The sequence below is a fragment of the Dyella sp. BiH032 genome, assembly GCF_031954525.1.
Lineage (GTDB): Bacteria > Pseudomonadota > Gammaproteobacteria > Xanthomonadales > Rhodanobacteraceae > Dyella_D.
In genome coordinates this window covers 2,411,755-2,429,023 of sequence record NZ_CP134867.1, presented here as the reverse complement: position 1 = coordinate 2,429,023, position 17,269 = coordinate 2,411,755, and the positions used below count along the sequence as shown (strand labels likewise).

20 protein-coding genes are annotated in these 17,269 nt (G+C 62.0%); 9 read left to right on the top strand and 11 right to left on the bottom strand.

Translation table 11 applies throughout. The annotated features are described in order from the left end of the window. Positions 1-40: 40 nt before the first annotated feature. The 7 genes from RKE25_RS10880 to RKE25_RS10850 all read right to left on the bottom strand — a co-directional run bounded on the left by RKE25_RS10880 (position 41) and on the right by RKE25_RS10850 (position 6,000). Positions 41-628, bottom strand: a complete 588-nt coding sequence (locus RKE25_RS10880) for a hypothetical protein (RefSeq protein WP_311842233.1) — start codon at positions 626-628, stop codon at positions 41-43. Positions 629-870: 242 nt separating this feature from the next. Further along, positions 871-1,845 carry an ImmA/IrrE family metallo-endopeptidase gene (locus RKE25_RS10875; protein WP_311842232.1) on the bottom strand — a complete coding sequence of 325 codons (975 nt, stop codon included), beginning with the start codon at positions 1,843-1,845 and terminating at the stop codon, positions 871-873. Between the two features lie 212 nt (positions 1,846-2,057). Next, on the bottom strand, positions 2,058-2,729 hold the full coding sequence (locus RKE25_RS10870; RefSeq protein WP_311842231.1) for a hypothetical protein: 672 nt from the start codon (positions 2,727-2,729) through the stop codon (positions 2,058-2,060). Between the two features lie 145 nt (positions 2,730-2,874). After that, entirely contained in the window at positions 2,875-3,495 is a 621-nt protein-coding gene (locus tag RKE25_RS10865; RefSeq protein WP_311842230.1) for a hypothetical protein, read from the bottom strand. A 30-nt stretch (positions 3,496-3,525) separates the two neighbouring features. Beyond that, on the bottom strand, positions 3,526-3,786 hold the full coding sequence (locus RKE25_RS10860) for a hypothetical protein (protein ID WP_311842229.1): 261 nt from the start codon (positions 3,784-3,786) through the stop codon (positions 3,526-3,528). A 748-nt stretch (positions 3,787-4,534) separates the two neighbouring features. After that, a complete protein-coding gene (locus tag RKE25_RS10855; protein WP_311842228.1) occupies positions 4,535-4,822 on the bottom strand; it encodes a hypothetical protein in 288 nt (95 codons plus the stop codon). A 95-nt stretch (positions 4,823-4,917) separates the two neighbouring features. Further along, positions 4,918-6,000, bottom strand: coding sequence for a serine hydrolase (locus tag RKE25_RS10850; RefSeq protein WP_311842227.1), 1,083 nt, complete (start codon positions 5,998-6,000; stop codon positions 4,918-4,920). 143 nt (positions 6,001-6,143) lie between these two features. Here RKE25_RS10850 and RKE25_RS10845 point away from each other — a divergent pair, with 143 nt between their 5' ends. Together RKE25_RS10845 and RKE25_RS10840 are read left to right on the top strand one after the other, a co-directional pair. Beyond that, entirely contained in the window at positions 6,144-7,280 is a 1,137-nt protein-coding gene (locus tag RKE25_RS10845) for a sensor histidine kinase (protein WP_311842226.1), read from the top strand. Next, positions 7,271-7,921, top strand: coding sequence for a response regulator transcription factor (locus tag RKE25_RS10840; RefSeq protein ID WP_311842225.1), 651 nt, complete (start codon positions 7,271-7,273; stop codon positions 7,919-7,921). Before RKE25_RS10845 ends, RKE25_RS10840 begins: the two co-directional genes overlap by 10 nt. A gap of 49 nt (positions 7,922-7,970) precedes the next feature. Here the strand turns inward: RKE25_RS10840 and RKE25_RS10835 are convergent, their stop codons facing one another. Then, on the bottom strand, positions 7,971-8,378 hold the full coding sequence (locus RKE25_RS10835; protein ID WP_343215231.1) for a helix-turn-helix domain-containing protein: 408 nt from the start codon (positions 8,376-8,378) through the stop codon (positions 7,971-7,973). A 75-nt stretch (positions 8,379-8,453) separates the two neighbouring features. On the opposite strand from RKE25_RS10835, the gene RKE25_RS10830 reads away from it, so the two are divergent. The 4 genes from RKE25_RS10830 (at position 8,454) to RKE25_RS10815 (ending at position 12,400) form a co-directional block, all read left to right on the top strand. Then, positions 8,454-9,311: a class I SAM-dependent methyltransferase gene (locus RKE25_RS10830; RefSeq protein ID WP_311842224.1), complete on the top strand. Its 858-nt coding sequence runs from the start codon at positions 8,454-8,456 to the stop codon at positions 9,309-9,311. A 128-nt stretch (positions 9,312-9,439) separates the two neighbouring features. Continuing rightward, positions 9,440-10,108: a Type 1 glutamine amidotransferase-like domain-containing protein gene (locus tag RKE25_RS10825; RefSeq protein ID WP_311842223.1), complete on the top strand. Its 669-nt coding sequence runs from the start codon at positions 9,440-9,442 to the stop codon at positions 10,106-10,108. 438 nt (positions 10,109-10,546) lie between these two features. Further along, positions 10,547-11,671, top strand: a complete 1,125-nt coding sequence (locus RKE25_RS10820) for a glycoside hydrolase family 5 protein (protein WP_311842222.1) — start codon at positions 10,547-10,549, stop codon at positions 11,669-11,671. A gap of 231 nt (positions 11,672-11,902) precedes the next feature. Further along, on the top strand, positions 11,903-12,400 hold the full coding sequence (locus tag RKE25_RS10815) for a hypothetical protein (RefSeq protein WP_311842221.1): 498 nt from the start codon (positions 11,903-11,905) through the stop codon (positions 12,398-12,400). 236 nt (positions 12,401-12,636) lie between these two features. Here RKE25_RS10815 and RKE25_RS10810 read toward each other — a convergent pair whose 3' ends face one another. The 3 genes from RKE25_RS10810 to RKE25_RS10800 form a co-directional block, all read right to left on the bottom strand. Beyond that, positions 12,637-13,470 carry a hypothetical protein gene (locus RKE25_RS10810; RefSeq protein ID WP_311842220.1) on the bottom strand — a complete coding sequence of 278 codons (834 nt, stop codon included), beginning with the start codon at positions 13,468-13,470 and terminating at the stop codon, positions 12,637-12,639. Positions 13,471-13,678: 208 nt separating this feature from the next. Continuing rightward, complete coding sequence (locus RKE25_RS10805; RefSeq protein ID WP_311842219.1) at positions 13,679-13,921, bottom strand: hypothetical protein; 243 nt, start codon at positions 13,919-13,921, stop codon at positions 13,679-13,681. 34 nt (positions 13,922-13,955) lie between these two features. Further along, positions 13,956-15,650 carry a S41 family peptidase gene (locus RKE25_RS10800; RefSeq protein ID WP_311842218.1) on the bottom strand — a complete coding sequence of 565 codons (1,695 nt, stop codon included), beginning with the start codon at positions 15,648-15,650 and terminating at the stop codon, positions 13,956-13,958. Between the two features lie 224 nt (positions 15,651-15,874). Here RKE25_RS10800 and RKE25_RS10795 point away from each other — a divergent pair, with 224 nt between their 5' ends. The 3 genes from RKE25_RS10795 (at position 15,875) to RKE25_RS10785 (ending at position 17,207) form a co-directional block, all read left to right on the top strand. Further along, positions 15,875-16,306, top strand: coding sequence for a hypothetical protein (locus RKE25_RS10795; RefSeq protein WP_311842217.1), 432 nt, complete (start codon positions 15,875-15,877; stop codon positions 16,304-16,306). Positions 16,307-16,383: 77 nt separating this feature from the next. Then, positions 16,384-16,656 (top strand): hypothetical protein, encoded by a 273-nt coding sequence (locus tag RKE25_RS10790; RefSeq protein WP_311842216.1) that lies wholly within the window; start codon positions 16,384-16,386, stop codon positions 16,654-16,656. 155 nt (positions 16,657-16,811) lie between these two features. Continuing rightward, positions 16,812-17,207 carry a DUF6228 family protein gene (locus RKE25_RS10785; protein ID WP_311842215.1) on the top strand — a complete coding sequence of 132 codons (396 nt, stop codon included), beginning with the start codon at positions 16,812-16,814 and terminating at the stop codon, positions 17,205-17,207. Positions 17,208-17,269 lie beyond the last annotated feature (62 nt).

Genomic DNA, 17,269 nt, shown 5'->3' with positions numbered 1-17,269 from the left:
TTCATCGGCGTCGAGTGCGATGTCTTGAATCGGCCGCGCCTTAAACGAGGCCGCGCCGGTGGTGCAGCCGCTGAGCGGTCATTTTGATGCGCGCAGTCAAATCACTGATTTCCCGCTCGTGGGCGTCGACGTCAGGGAAGTTCCTCCGACGGAACAGTGCTTCGAGTTGCCTGGCCTTACCAGCCACCTCGGTTCCTGCCCCCACTCTTTGCAGCTGTTGAGCAAGCTCAATATCCCAACCAGCAAACTTCAATTTTTCACACAGGGCGAGGATCCGCTCACCCTGAGTTTCAGGCCAATCTGCCAGCCCGGATGGATCGACGGCCAGGCAGGCTTGCTCGGCGATCACCCGGTCCAAACCTTCACGCAGGTCGCTGTTGATGTCTCGCCACAGCTGCTGCCGGCGTTCTGACGACATTCGGTAGTGACCATCACCGGTGTAGCAGCGGCTGATGGGAATCAGTGCACGCAGAGGTTTCGGCAACAGCCCATGAGTGCCGATGACATGCATGAGCATCTGCTGCATGTCTTCGGCTTCGCCATAGGGCTCCTGTTGCGATCGATGTTCAAGCACCCGCAAATTGTGCTCAGTGGCGTCATCGACACCTTCAAAAGATCGGTAATCCATGCAAAGTCAGTTTCGGGAGCCTGGTGCCAGTTTAATGGAAGGGGTCTCGTGGCATGAGACAGCCATGCGGCCGCTCAACTTCACATCGAAGGGCAGGCTTGGCACCCTCATGGTTCCAGCAGGCGCACTACGGCCGTGTCGGAAGGCCACCCAAGAACGAGTGGCCATCGGTCGTCCTGATCGTGAAATCGTCGGACAGCGGCCGTGAAGGCCCACCATTTCTGAGTTGCCGACCGGAACACTCACGCCTTCAACAAGCCCAACTCCTCAAGGCGAATAGCCATCGCTCCAACCGAAACCCCGAACTGGGCAGCCAGCGATTTGGAGGCACGTGAGTTGTAGGTTTCCGCCGCGGCAAGCGTCCGCGCGAGATGGCGCAGCGTGGGGTTCTTTTCCTGCACCGCATCGCTCGTCGTTCTGGATAGAGCAAACGCGGTGTCGTCCGTCAATACAAAGCACTCGGTGCCAAACCGTTGCACGAAGCATTCTCTTAGCAGCTTTTCTGGCATCAGGAAGAAGGTGGCGAAGCGGTCAGCCTCGCGCTCGCCTGGTTCCCGGGAGCGCGTCATACCATCAAGCGGCCGATCCCGATGGATGCCGCCGCCATCGGGATGAAGAACCGCGTGCCCCAGCTCATGGGCCAGGGTGAACCGCTGATAGGCCGGCTCCACAAACTGAAGTGACGCCTTGACCACCTTTGCATCGCGGTCAATCAGGCCAGCCACTTCAATATGGGTTCTCGGGTCGTTACCCAGCCCACTTTCAAAAACGAGGTCATAGCCGACGAGACCCAGCGCTTTGCGGATGTCCAACACCTCGATCGGGTTCGTGGGCGGCGCACCTTCCCACAATTGATCTCGCTCGCGCCAAAGCCGGCGTTGCAATGCGATGGCCTTGGCCTCGATCTCTGCATCGTTATAACGGCGCTTCCGATTGTTGGAAGAAGCCGCATGTGCGCCCTTCGATCCCGCATCGTTCGAACGCGTGGTGATCGTTGCCTCGACGATGCCTGCACTGAAACCACCATCCCCATCCAAGTAGGCGTAGGGATCTTCCAATACCTTGCGGCTCGCACTTAGCTTTGCGCCATCGGCGTCAGCCAACTCCATCGGCACCGATGTTGGCTCATCAAGTTCGTCCAAGTATTCGATGAACGCATATGGGTTCTGATACAAATGCCGGAGTTCGGCAATACGTGCTTTCAAAGGCTTGTTCACGGGAGCCCCCTGTCAATCGAGCGCTCCGGACATACCCGTCACACTCCAAAGCTATGGATTAGCCGTTGCAGGGCAGCGAACCGCATCCACTTCGCCGGCACCGGCCCAACGGATACACAAACCATCTTTCATGTCAGTAGGTTACGCCCCGCCCTTTATGTTAGGCAAGTATTGAACCATCCCTGGCGTCCCATACCCCCATCAGGTGCTCGCTAACGTTTACTCGCCGAAGCCTGGGGCATAGCATCCACAACAATCCAGGACGGTGCCGGCTTTCCAGTCTCCAAGATCGCATTCCTCGCCGTGGACAACCCAGCAATCTTCGCTGGCGTTAAGTTCCCCACATCCACGATCAGGTAATGGGCTCTCTGTGCCCCTTCTGCCCGCAGATAGGCGTCCAACTGCTCGGTGTAGGCCCCCACCAGCTTCGAGTTTTTTGATCGTTTAAGCTCAACTAGGACCTTGGAGTTCGAGCCAGCGGAGATTTTGAAATCCACTGGGCCCGACCCACCATCGGACTCAGGGGAAATGTCGAGCCCATTGGCGTCGCAGTAGGCGGCCGCAACCGCATAGAACAACCGCTGCATCGCCTTTTCAAGCCTCGGAACAGTATGGCGCGGGTTCCAGCATTCGCGCCACAGCCCCTTGTCTTCGATCAAATGCTTGAACTGATCAATGATGGCAACGACAACGGCGTCTACCTCATCGAGCGTCAGCGTCCTGCCACCATACCGGGTAAGATCCAAAGGTTCTTTCTGGGCGATCTGTTTGCGGATTTCGGCAGGGTAGATTTCCCCACGGTGGTCACCCCTCACATCATACGGTTCATCTACCGCGCTCCGAACCAAGTCCAACAAAAACTCAAACGACTGCTTGCTTGCCATCGCTGACTTCAAGACTTCGTTCTTTTCCCGAACCGTCCTGGCACGCCACAACTCCCCAACGTGTTGATTAACTCGATCTTTGAGATCCTACGTCTCTTGGGCTGCGGTGGCGATCGCGTCCCAATCGGCAGCGATTGGAAGATCCCTAACGATGTCTTTGGGCACCAGCAGTAACGGCTCCCTTGTGTTCAAGGGATTGGGCGGCAATTGGTAAGTGGTGCCTGCGAGCGTGAAATGGGGCAACGGCGCGACCAAGGTTCGTCGCCACCGCGTGGGTATATCTGGCGAGACAGTCGACCACAATGTTCGTGGTCATGTCGCTGATCCGATCGGCCCCGATCCCACCCTCAAACAGTGCCAGCGCCATGAACAGATCAGGGTTAACCACGCCGAGGTCAACGACCTCCTTGGCGACCACGAGCAGATGGCCACTGAGCTTAGAACCAAAACCAGAGCCCCCCGTTCCGGACGAGTAGCCAAGATGGGTGAAGGGGACCTCATGGAAGGACAGGTGACGTTCTGCCGCACGCCATGCAACATCCCCCTCTTTCTTGGATGCCACCAAAAGATCAATCAGCTGATTAAAACGCTGCTCATAGGCCTTCGTGGCACAGTCCCGAAAATCAGGATCTGATGCCTCATCAAGCAGCAGTGGATCAATGAAAAGGTTCGTGTCGCAGTTAAGGGTGACGTCGATGACGCCCGCCTTATCGAGAGTTTCCGCGTCTATTCCCCAAGCCATCGAGAGCGTTACAGGCTCGCTCATTGCACTCCCCCTGTGCCAGCCAGTGCAGCGTTAAAGGCTTATCTGCGTCTTTAACGACGATAGCATGTCGGCCATTCCCTCATGCCTGAATTCAAACCTGGGTTCAGCTCGCAGCCTTTCAATGCGCCGAAGCGCGTCCATCGCAGCAGACAGCATGTGAAGTCCAGTTTCCCCCTTTACATTGATCTCGAAAGATCCGTCTTCTCGCATCGCCACATGGCAGCCCCAGACCTCCGGTGCCTCTTCGGCGCCCTCGATGTGGTTTTTCGGACGATAAGTGATGGTTGCCATGGTGAGGGCCTCGATCGGGTTTGGTCATCCATCTTGCCGGCACACCCAACCGACCGAGAAAAACGGGACGCCGGTTCAACTCCCGCCACGGGTCTGCCACCACATCAAACCATCACGACAGATTAGCCCTCGGCTTGGCCGCCCCTGGCCGGCAAAAGAACAGGGATGCTAATCTCACCAGGTCCCGTTTTGGGTATCGTTTTTCGCGCCTCGTCAGAGGCCGAAAGCCTTCAGGTTCAGTGGGTTGTGGCAGGCCGTCGTAACGTTCCCGCCACCTCCACCAACACGACATCCAACGATGTCAAAAAAAGGCCGGTAAACCCATAGCGAGGGTTTCCGGCCTTTTTCTTGTTCAGTGCCATCCAGCTAAGCGCATTGAAATCCGGGGGGCGGTTTGGGTAACGGGCCGCTCCCTCGCGTTATCCCATGCAAGGCAATCCAAATCATGGGTAGAACGACATGCCAGCGCCCCATCGCTGATGTCACCGCGAAGTAGCTCTGGGCGTCGGTGAAACACATGGTGGACCACGGCGCCCGTGGGCGTTATCCGCCCATGGCCCCACGACCACGAAAGACGCGGTAGTTTCAGCACCGAGAGCGCACCAGCCATGCGTGCCCCCCTTTTTTAGCAGGCAAGTGGCCACGCCAATCAGCGCGACCGCAAGGACCGCGAAGCGCGCGGGCTGAGCCTGACAACGCAGGGGAGGCCATATGACCTCCCTGCGCCAGGGCTCAAGCAACCCTGCCACTACCCGCTGGTAAGCACCTCGAGCGTGGCTTTCACATTCTGCAGGACGTACTGCAGCGCAGATCTGATGTCGAACCCTTTCTCCAAAAGGGGTTCGATGGTCGTCTTCTTTTCCAGGTAGCTCTTGCCCGGCTGATCGATCCAGATCCAAGTGGCCTTGTACTGCGGCCCATAGATGTATCGGTAGTCGTACTCGACCTCGATGGTGAAGCCGTTCCAACTCTCTCTTTCAATGATCCGCTCTACATGCGACTCGCCCAACGGTCGCCCTTCCCATTCCTGTTCCATGCCACCCCCTCCTGTGTGTTGGACGGACAGTATTTCATAGAGCCAAGGAGGCGGCGTAATGCCAGGACTGTCGCAGAGTTCATCTCGATGACGGATCAGGTCTTATCCACCGCCTCCACCATCAGCGCATGCAACCGCTGCTGATGGCTGCGCCATCCATCCCCGTCGAACAGCACGAACCACCCCATCTGCAACAAGCTGCGGCCGGTATCGTTGCGCGCCACCAGCACCTGGTGGCGGCGGGCATCGACGAGCATGAACTGGCCGCCCCATCCATCGGCCCACACGTAGCCGTCGCTATCGATCCACCACAGGTAGCCATAGCCGGTGAACGGGTCCATATCGTTCACGGCCGAGTAGGCACGCGTACTCTCCGCCACCCAATGCTCGGGAATTACCTGAGCCGTTCCCCATCGCCCGCCGTTGGCGTACAGCATGCCGAACCGGGCGAGATCGGCGGCCGACAGAAAGATCACGAACTGGCGATGCTGCGTATAGCGCGGCTGCTCGTAGATCACGTGCTCCGGCTTGAAGCGCGTCATGCCGGTGGGCTTGGCGATCCATTCGTTGAAGGCCTGGCCGATGCTCATGCCGGTGCGCTGTTCGAAGATCACGCCCAGCACGTTGAAGTCCCAGTTGTTGTAGTAGAAGAACTCACCGGGCCGATGCGAGCCGCGGCGCGGCCGCCGGTCTTTCATGCCCTGCACCTCACCAGCCGCCTCGATATAGACGCCCGAACGCGACATCAGCAGGTCGCGCACCGTCGCGCTCTTCTCCATCGCCGTCAGCGGCACGACGTTGTCGTCGATACCCAGCTCGGCCAGCGTCTGGTCCAGCCGCACGTAACCCTTTTCCACCGCGATGCCGTACAGCCCGCTCAACAGGCTTTTGCGCACCGAGTGCGTGTTGATCGGCAGATCCGCCTCGCCCCAGCGGGCCAGCTCCTGGCCGTCCTGCAAGGCGACGAAGGCGTCGAAGCGCGTGTCCTTGGCCAGGAAGCCGTACGCCTGCCGAATGGCCTCGGGATGGACCACGCCGGCTTTCGGCAAGCTGGTGGCGAAGTCATTGCGGCCGCCGACGGTAATGGCGGGTATGGCCGTGATGCCCAGCGCGATGATCAGCAGGAATGCCACAACGATCGCGCCTCTTTTCAACAGTCGTCCAGCAGTGCGGTTCATGACATGACTCCAGGAAGGCCGCCGGCAGTATCCGGACCACCCCGCATGCCATGCAGACACCGGAAGTCACCCATGCGGGTGACGAAAGTCACCACTTTGCCAACTGCCTTGCCTCGGCCCGGGCCCTAAGCGAAGCTCCGCCTATGAACCGGCCACCCTCCTTCCTGTACGCCGCGATGGCCATGGCCGGAGGGGTCGCCTGGCTGGCCGTCGGGCTGGAGCTATGGTTCGGCCCTATCGTGCCGACAGCGCAGGCAAGCGCACTGCCCGTGCGCCAGTGGGTACCGGGTCTGCATGCACTGTTTGCCGCAGTGTTCCTGGCATCGCTCGCCTGGCGCCCGCGCCGCGCCGTGCACCTGCTGCTGGCCGCCGCGCTGGTGGGCATGGCGTTGCTGCTGGTCGCGCTCTATCGCTACAACTCGGCGGCGGCGCTGCTGATCATCCCGATGCTGACCTTTGCCACCCTGCTGCCGACGCGCGGGCTGGTCGCGGTCTATGCCATCGCCAACCTTCTGCTGCTGGCCATCGTCCTGGCGTTTCGCCAGATGGATACGCCTTATACCTACGTCGGCCTGCACGCCAGCCTGCAGTTGCTGGCCATTCTGCTGGTCACCTCGATGTTGCGCACGGAACACGCCCGCGCACAGCTCGCGCAGGCGCATGCGGAACTGCTGGCGACACGCGGCGTACTGGCGGAGATCGCACGCGGCCAGGAGCGGCTACGGCTATCGCGCGAGCTGCACGACGTGGCCGGCCACAAGCTCACCGCGCTGCGCCTCAATCTCAGTGCGCTCAAACACAATCCCCAGCTCGACCAGGCCCAGACCATCGCCCTGTGCACCAGCCTCACCGAAGAGCTGCTGGATGACCTGCGCGCCGTGGTGCATCAGTTGCGCCTCCACGATGGCTTGGATTTAAGTGCCGCCCTACAAAGCATGGCCGCCCCCTTTCCACGTCCACGCGTGCAGCTGGACATCGCCGGCCACGCGCGCGTGCAGACGGTGGAACAAGCCGATGCACTCCTGCGCGCTTTCCAGGAAGGTCTGACCAACGCCGCCCGCCATGGCGATGCCGCTCAGCTATGGGTACGCCTGCACCGCGACGGCGACGAGATCGTGCTGGACATGCGCGACGACGGCCAAGGCAGCGGCGCACCGCAGGCCGGCCATGGCCTCACCGGCATGCACGAGCGCTTGCAGGCACTAGGTGGCGGTCTCGAATTCGGCCACGTGAACGGCCATGGCTTCCATCTGCGCGCGTGGCTCCCCGTATGCCCCTGATCGAACCACGCCGCATCCGCATCGCCCTCGCCGACGACCAGGCCCTGGTGCGCGGCGGCCTGAAAGCCTTGCTCGGCGGCTTCCCCAATCTGGAGGTGGTGGCGGAAGCCTCGGACGGACACGAGCTATCGGACGCACTGCAACGCGTAGCGGTCGACGTCGTGCTCTGCGACGTGCGCATGCCCAGCCTGGACGGCTTCGACGTCTGCCGGCGCCTGCGCCATCTCGCCGACGCCCCGCCAGTGATCCTGCTCACTACGTTCGACGACGCGGACTATGCACTGAAAGCCAGCGATGCCGGCGCCCGCGGCTTCCTGCTGAAAGACGCCTCGCCGCTCGAACTGGTCGACACGATCGAGCAAGTCGCCGCCGGGCGCTCGGTAATCACGCCTATCGCCACCGACGCGGTGCGCGCACGCTACGCATACGACGACCAGAGCACGCCCAAAGGCGGCTTCAGCAAACGCGAGACCGCTATCCTCCGCCTGCTGGCCGGCGGCTACACCAATCGCGAAATCGGCCAGGCCATCCACGTGGCCGAAGGCACGGTGAAGAACTACCTGATGGACATCTTCGACAAGCTCGGGACGCGGGACCGCACCCGAGCCGTGCTGAAGGCCATCACCTTGAAGATCATCTAGGCCGGCGGCCACGAGCCACGCTGCCGCGGCGCGGCGATGAAACCGCGGCTCAGTCCGGCCCGATGGCGCCGGCAGCCGCGGCGCTGAGCAACCGCCGGAACGTCGGGCATTCCATATGGCTCGGCGCAGGACAGGCCGCCGCATGCCGCAAACCATCGCGCATCGCGCTCAACTTTCTGATCGTCCGATCGAGCTCGTCCGCCTTGGCCTTCAACGCCTGCCGATCGATGCAAACCGCGCCCTCGCGGGTGAACATCCGCGCGATCTCGTCGAGCGAAAAGCCAGACGCCCGGCCGAGAGCGATCAAGGCCAGGCGCTCCAGTACGCCGGAGTCGAACAGGCGGCGGAGGCCCCGCCGCCCGACCGAGGCGATCAAGCCTTTTTCTTCGTAGTAGCGTAGCGTCGACGCGGGAACGCCAGCTTGTTTCGCCACCTCGGCGATATCCAGAAGCTTCACCCTCTTGACCTCAAGTCAACTTGAAGTGGCAAAGTCTAGCTCCCCGCTCTTCAAGCGCACGCAAGGGAGACGTCCATGACCTCCGCCTCACCGAACTTCATCGAGCAAGCCTCCCTCTGGAACGGCCCCTCCGGCGACGTCTGGGTGCAGCAGCAACCGGTGCTCGACCGGATGTTCCAGCCGATGGAAACCCTGCTCGTGAACGCCGTGCGCGAACGCCGGGCCAACCGCGTCCTCGACGTGGGTTGCGGCACCGGCGCGACCACGCTCGCCCTATCGCAAGCCCTTGGCACTCAGGGCCGCTGCACGGGCGTGGATATCTCAGCCGCGATGATCGCCGCGGCCAAGGCAAGAGCGCAGCAGCGCGGCTCGACGGCCGAGTTCGTTTGCGCCGACGCGGGCGCCTACCCCTTCGAACCCGCCAGCTTCGACATGGTCGTCTCGCGCCTGGGCGTGATGTTCTTCGAGCAGCCGGAGCAAGCCTTTGCCAACCTCCGTCGCGCGGCCGTCGACGACGCGTCACTGTGTTTCATCGCCTGGCGCGGCATGGAAGAAAACCCCTTCATGACGACCGCCGAGCGCGCAGCCGGCACACTCCTGCCGAACCTCCCCGCCCGCCAACCCGATGCACCGGGGCAGTTCGCGTTCGCGAACCGGGACCGCGTCACCGCCTTGCTGAAAAGCGGCGGATGGAGCGACATCGCGATCGAACCGATCGATCTCGTTTGCACGTTCCCCGAAAGCGAACTGATCGGCTACTTCACGCGCCTCGGCCCCGTCGGGCTTGCGTTGCGGCAGGCGGACGATCGCCTGCGTAACCAGATCATCGAAAAAGTGCGGCCGGCTTATGACGCCTTCGTGGATGGAGCGGACGTCCGCTATACCGCGGCCTGTTGGCTGATTCGCGCGCGAGTGCCGCAGCGGCCCAGGTAGGACAAACGGCACTGCGGCGATCCAAGATCCGTGCGCCATGCTCGACTCGTCGGCCGAGGAATCCGGCAACGTTCGACACCCATCCTCGCCATGGCTACCCACGGTTTCCGACGGACAAGGAAGACGCCATGAAGCTTCTCCTCACCTCTGGCGGCGTCAGCAATCAGAGCATCCGCAACGCCCTCGTCGACCTGCTGGGCAAGCCCATCGCCGAGTCCTCCGCGCTGTGCATTCCCACCGCGATGTACGGCATGTTTCCCCGCACCGCTGTCATGACGTGGCGGCAGATCGCCGGGCAGACGCCCACGCCGATGGTCGAGCTGGGATGGAAGTCCGTCGGCATGCTCGAACTGACGGCGCTGCCGAGCATCGACAGGGAGAATTGGGTTCCTTTGGTCCGCGAGACCGACGCCCTGCTGGTATGCGGCGGTGACGCGCTCTATCTGCACCATTGGATACGCGAGTCCGGCCTGGCGGATCTGTTCCCCTCGCTCAGCGAAACGGTCTACGTGGGACTGAGCGCCGGCAGCATGGTGATGGCGCCGCATGTCGGTGAGGAGTTCATCGGCTGGAAGCCGCCCGCTGGCGGCGACCGCGCGCTGGGCATGGTCGGCTTCTCGATGTTCCCGCATCTGGACAACCCCATGTGTCCCGAAAACACCATGGCCGATGCCGAGCAGTGGGCGGCGCGCTTATCTGTGTCGGGCTACGCGATGGACGATGAAACGGCCATCAAAGTGGTGGACGGCGCCGTCGATATTATTTCCGAGGGGCATTGGAAGCTTTTCGAGCGTTAATGCCTACGGCCACGGAGTAGCCATGCATAGTGGCCATGCACCCGCCTGCCTCATGACGAACGATTCATAGCCAAAGCGCGGTGCCACCACGCAGAGACGTTCGAGTCGATAGATCGCGTACCAAGTCCGCGAGCAAGTTCATGCGAACATCCAAACTCCGCGCGTCAATGCCACGTGAAAACACGCTTCGCATGCGGCGATGGCAAACGAATAAACATCAAGCGTCCCCGCCGATTTCGCAATTGCGCCTCGCCTCGGGGCCTTCTCAGTATCCGTCACTGGCCGGCACGGCGATGGCTATGTGCCGCGTGAACGCTCCAGTTCATCTCAACCGAGAGGGTTCCCCGTATGGATTCACGCCATGGGATCGTTGCCCGAGATCGGGCGCTTTCAGTTGTCCGCCGCCTGTCGCCTACAGGCCAACGCAAGCCCCGCATCATGCCCGCGCTGCTCCTGGCCGCCGGCTTGTCGCTGCTGCCGACAACTGGACGAACGCAGCTCGCCAACCCCACCTATGGCTGGAACCTCGGCAACACCCTGGAGGCCACGTGGTCGGGCGCGATCATGCCGACGCAGACGCTGATCAACAACGTCGCGGCCGCGGGCTTCAACACCCTCCGCATCCCTTGCGCATGGGACCACAACGCCGACCCGAACACGCACGTGATCAACGCGTCGTACATGGCCACGGTCACGCAAGTCGTGCAATGGGCGCAGGCGGCCAATCTCACCGTCATCATCAACGATCACTGGGACGGCGGCTGGTTCGAAAACTCGAACTTCAACACCTACGACCCGAACATCAACGCCAAGCTGGTTTCCTACTGGACGCAGATCGCGACCAACTTCAAGAACTACAACTCGAAGCTGCTGTTCGCCGTTGCCAACGAGCCCGCTGTTTCCTCGCAGGCGCAGACCACGGTCCTGTTGCAGTACTACCAGAACTTCGTCAACGCGGTTCGCGCCACCGGCGGCAACAACAGCACGCGCTGGCTGGTGCTGCAGGGGCCGGGCGGAAGCAACATCGACAACACCTATGACTGGGTGACGTCGTTGCCATCCGATCCCGCCAAGCACCTGGCGTTCGAAGTGCATTACTACGCGCCCTACCAATACGCACTCATGAGCGCCGACGCCTCGTGGGGTTCGATGTGGTACTTCTGGGGCAGCAACTATCACTCGCCGACACTCACCACCCGCAACGCCACCGCCTCCACCGAGGAGTCGTACGTGACGTCGCAGCTGCAGAAGATGCAGTCCAAATTCACCAGCCAAGGCATCCCCGTGCTCCTGGGCGAATTTGGCGCCATCCGCCGCACCGGCACGGCAGGCCTGACGGGCACCGAACTCAACCGGCATCTCGCCTCGCGCACGTATTTCGACAAGACCTTGGTCGGCCAGGCCAACAGCATGGGCATTCGCCCGGTGTACTGGGACGATAGCGATAGCGGCAACGGCAACAATACGTTTGGGATCTTCAACCGTTCCACGGGAGCACTGACCCGCCCCGACGACGCCCGTGCCCTGACGGGCGGCGCAGCGTTGCCGCCGCCGGGGGGCTAATCTCTGTTCTTGGCGGCGAGGCGGGCAGCGCCTCGCCGTCATCACCTTCGGAATGGATAGGGGATGGCCCACCCAACAACAGTCCAGAAGGCTTAGGGCAACCCGCGGACATAACTGCGCAGGAGCGATCAGCCAGGATGGCCATCAAAGTTTCACCCCTCCCTTGCGCCAGCCTGGCCTGCCGGCGTAGCTTGGTGCGAATGCCGCGAGCATTCGCCATGGGTGGCAAAAATGGTGCGCGGCGTCGATCAGGGGAAAGTGATGCCGTCTCGTCATGCACGCGCGAACATGCCCGTGTCATTGATCGCGCTCATCCGGTTTTTGCGTAAGGCTGAAGCACGCTATCGACGGAACGACACGCCTGCCGGCTTCGGATTCGTCATCGCTGTCCTTTTCGCATTCGCGGCAACCGGCTGTGCTTCCGCACCAACAGCGGCGAAGATGGAATCCAAATCCGTCGCCCGTGAGCTGGGCTTTCCGAAGTGCTCGGTATCGGCTCCATTGAGCCAGCAGGAGGTCATCCAAGGCGCGAAAAGGATGGGCAATCCGAATCCGGAAAGCGATCCGCAATGGATCAGAGTGAGCGCGAGCATGCAGCCAGGGGATCACTGGCGGCTAGTGGACTGTTTAGGCGCGCAGCGCTCCATGCGTATTGGCGACCCCTACTACTACGCACTGTTCCGCGGCAGCAAGGTGGCCGGCGAATTCCACTTCATCATTGTCAACTAGAGAATCCTGATAGACGACGGCTTTCAGATGTACGCGGCCAGGCGGCGGTGATGTTCGCTGGCCATATAGCTCGCACACGGCCGTGTCTTGCGCCTTCTCCGCAACGCTGGCGGCCACGCTGCTGGCTATCACCGTCAGTGATAGCAAGGCACTGCCTAACATGTAGCGGCGAGTCTTCGGCATGTGTCGCTCCGGAGCATGGGCGCCAGAAGTTCAGAACAAAGCGGATTCTATGGTCAGCCCCTCGCCGCCCGCACCAACGCCACCACCCCCAACACATACGGCATCACCCACGGAATCGCCGGAATCCCCACAATCATCCCAGGCATGGTGTACCACTGCTCCGAGAGATCGGGATATTGCAGGCCGCGCGTCACCAGCCCCACAACGGCGATCGCGGCGATGATCGTCATGGCCCACGCGGCCCAGCGGGAAAGCCAGCCCTGCCTCATGAAAGACAACGCATAGAACGCCGTCGCTACGTAAGTCATTAGCCCGGCGAAGAAGAGCAGCACGTCCGATGCATTGGCCAATGGCGTGCCATCCAAGGACCGATAGGTCGCCAGGTCGCGCGCCGCCGACATGGTCCAGCCAATCACGATGGCCGCCCAGACGAGCTGGCCGCCCACCGCGAGCAGGCCACTGGCTTGCCCGAGCGGGGCGAGCAGCCGGTCGCCGGCGTCGCCGCGCGCGAGCGGTTCCTTGAGCACCAGCAAGCCTGCGCCGAGGAAGGCGGTGGAGACGAACAGGATGACGAACCGCACATGGTTCATCGCGAGGTTGGCGGTGAACGGCGGGCCGTAGCCCGGCATCAGCGTCAGCAGCGCCCACGGCAGGATCAACAACACCCCGGCGATCGCCACCGCGCGCCGATGCTCATCGCCGGAACGCCAAGCCGGCAGGATCAGCGCCAGCGCCGCCCCACCCATCAAGAGCAGCTGGCCCAGGGTGAGCGCGGCCGATACCGCGGTGGAGTAACGCGCCGGTTTGCCGAAGATCCCGATCGCAATCAATAAAGCGAGGAAAAGCAGCGCCGCCGCCCCTCGGTGCCGCCCAAGCTGACTAGCCATCCTTACCCCCTGTGCTGGAACCTGCCTGGTTTCCGTTGAGCGCCTGCCTGCGCCCACCTGACTCAGAGAGCTTTAGGGATGAGCCAGCCGTCCGCAATCGGCCGGTGGTTATAGAGAGCCATCTGTGGCCCTGTGGAAATGGGACGAGAACAGCTCATAAAAGGCGAAAACCTGCTCTCGCTGGCGCCTGTGCCTTACCGCCAGCAACTCACATCAGGTTGACAGCACCAAAGGCCATCACCGCGATGCCTATCACGATGCCGACAAGTCCCCGGCGAACTGCTGCCTTCCCGGTGTAGTGCGTGACATGGCCACCCTTGCTCCTGGTACGCCCTTCCTTCGTTATCACGCCGCGGAGCCCGCCCCATAGGAACACGGCGCCCGTAACGACGAAGAACCAGTTGTCGCTTCGGTCGAAACCGTTGTGCGCAACGAGGGCCACCATGCTCATGCCCGCTCATCTCCCATCGATAGCAGCGTCCTCTTCATGCCGCTGCTCGCCCCTGCTTGGCGATGAGCAATGCTCTCGCCGCCCGCTCCAACACCGGATCAGTCCCCCGCCGGATGCTCTCCACCGTAGGCGAAACCACCATGTCCGGCCGCAACCCCACGCCCTCGAACACCGCCCCATCCGGCGCCCGATCGTCCCGCGTGCAGACCCGCGCGCTGCCGCCGCCGGGTAGCTGGAAGAACAACGGCTGCCCGGTGCTGCCCGCCGTGGTCTCTCCCACGGTGATGCCCAAATGCATGGCTTTGAACGACGCCACGAAGTCTTCCGCCGCGGAAAAGGTGTGCGCACCGGTCAACACGGCCACCGGCACGTTGACGTGGTGATCAGGGTCGGCGGGCACCTCGAACGGCGGGACGTCGGCCCAGCCCGGCAGCACGCCACGCGCACGGTCCGCGGCACGATAGCTGCGGGTGCGGATCAGGGGGCCTTGGATCGGTTCCTTGGCAAGCACCTGCAACAGATCGATAGGCGTGCTGCCGCCGCCGTTGGCGCGCACGTCGATCACCAGCCCCTTGGCCGCGTTGATGCTCGCCAGGTTCGCCAGCAGCGCCTTGGTGCCTTCCGTGTCCTCGAACTCATTGATGGTGAGCACGGCGATGCCGTCCGGCCGCAGCGCAAACGACGCGCGTTCATGCTTGAACTTGGCCCGGTCCGCTAGCGACAGCCGCGTCAGCTCGCGTGCCTCTTCCTTGCCCGCGGCCGTCTTCACGGTCACATGGATCGGGCTTCCCGCGTGTCCGCTGAGCAACGCGTAGTCGTACGTGCGCACCTGCAAATCCTGCGGCGTGGACGAACTCTGGTAAGGCGCGATCTCGCGCTCCGCATAGCGCCGGATGTCTTCCCCGTCGATCGTCAGCAACACGTCGCCCACGCGCCAGCGCTGCGCGAGCAACGCCGGGTCGTCCACCGCCATCACCACCACCGCGTTCCCCACGAGTTGGGTGCGCAGTCCGGGCCGGCCGTAGAAGGCGTTCTGCAAGGGCCCAGGGGGATACACGTTGGTGTGGCCGTCCTTGAGCAAGGCGACGAACCGCATCAGCACGCGGTAGTACTCCTCCGTGGAGGCGGTGGCCCGCACCTTGGGCAGGAAGTCCAGGTAGGTCTGGTTCCAGTCCATATCCGGTTGTCGGTCGAAGAAGGCGAAGTTGAAGCGCGCCTCGGACCACACCGTGGACAGCCCCGCCACCTTGGCGTCATCGCTCAGGTTCGGCACCAGCGGCAAGCCCTGCCCCGGCTCGCGCGCCCACAGGCCCTCTCTGCTGCGGGCCACTTCGACCAGTCGCGTAAAGCGCGGGTCGCCATGGAGTGACACCAGATCCGCATCGGTCGCCAGATGCTCCGCGGACCCGCTTCCACCCCGGGCCTGCCAAGCCATCAACGCCTCCATCGCCTTCTCCTTGCGGCCGGCCAGCGCCTCGTTGCAAGCCAGGTCGTACATGGCCGCGTTCCAATGCCAGTCCATGCCCTCCGGGCCGGCGGCGAGGAAGGGTTCCAGGATGGCGGCGGCTTCGGCGTAGTGTTGGGATTCGTGGAGTTTGAGGGCTTCGGTGTAGCGGGCTGGGAGGTTGGCGGGAGATGCGGGGGGCTGCTGCGCGCCGACGGTGCAGGCGGCCGTGCAGACCGCAAGAAAGAAAGCCTGACCGTACCTGCGTGTCCTTATCTTGAGCATGTTGTAATTGCCCCCTGCCATGCGAGATGAAATGGTGGGCTGAGCCCTCTGGCGCTACGCATTACCTTAACTATCTCCGTCCCTGGCTGCCGCACCGGAGAGCTGAAAGAGCAGCGCTTCCCGATGCGGCCCGCTGTGGTCTCTCACGTGGTTATGATTGAGGGCCGGGATGTCCGTTGTCGACCCGAAGTGGATACATGTCCCCACCTTGCAAGGAGTGCAGCGTGCCTCGTCCATCCGATCAGATAAAGCTCTTGATTGAAAGGAATGCTGCGGAGGTTACCCGCCTTCATAGGCGTATCCATGAAACCGTTACAAAAAGGCATATAAGCGAAGAAAATCGCGAGGAATGGAAGCGAGCCTGCGAAGCCTTTCATCGTCGATATGACGAGCTAGCTTTCCCTGGTGGATACCATGGCGCTCTGGATCGCTTGGTGGCTGGCGACGAACAAGCGATGGAGGCTGCCATCTGCTTCCTTGAGATGAGGCCCTATTTCTTTAGATCTGGTTATATGTTCAAGGAAATTCTCCGTAAAGCGAAGCGTGCTCCACTAAGCGCCGAGCAGAGCGCGCGGCTTCAAGTCGTCGTTGATAAATTTCAGGCGTGGAAAGCCTCAAAACGTGAGAACCGGAAGCTGGACGAGACTCACGGTTGAACGATGGAAGGCATGTCCGCTTCCGCGCCATAGCAGACACATTTTTCAGATGAAAAACGTGATGGAGGCAGATCAAGGTGGAAAGCGTATTTGTTGTCCAACACAAGCACACGCTTCATGGCGATTACGAAGACTGGAAGATGATTGGCGTCTATCGCACCCTTGATCGTGCAAAAGCGGCGGTCGATCGCGTGTCGGTGCAGCCTGGCTTCGCTAAGCATCCGAACATCATTGACCCAGAGGCTCCAGGCGAAGACGACGGCTTCTATGTCTCGGAGCACGAATTGGATCGCGACAACTGGACAGAGGGGTTCGTGACCATGAATGGCGATCACGAGTGCGAAGAATGATCAAGCCCGCCACCGACCCAGAACGAACATCGTGGTTATCGGGCGGTGGGCATGGCGCTATCTGGCGTCCAGCGAGGAGTTTGGTCTCGCATTCGGGATGTTTGCTCGGCGCTGAGAGCGACCGAGTTCAACACCACAGCTCCTAGGAAAGCGAGATGTTCTCCATTCACTCGAACTCTTCAGACAGGGAAGTTCGGTTCCTCGACCGCCGGGATGACGAATTTATCGTTGAGCTTGTAGGACGCGGCGTGCTGGCCACGCAGTCGGTATCGGCATTCACCGATCCCAAAGGGTTGGCTCGATGGATGGGAGAGCTGGCGGCCTACGAGCTACCCTGGAACGGCACGAAGTCCTGGGCGACGATTGAGGGCGAATTCCAGATTTCCGCGACCTGCGGCGCTGGTGGGGCCGTAACTTTCCTGGTGACGCTAAGCGGGCTCCCGGGGAGCAACGAGGAATGGCGCGTATCCGCCGGTGTTGCTAGCGAGCTCGGGCAATTGCCCTTGCTTGCCCAGGCTGCGGGCCACTTCTTTGACTGCGCGGAAACCTGACACTCGGTCGACACCTGCCTTATCAGAAGGGCCCGTTTCTGCCCATACCGAGGCAACTAGAT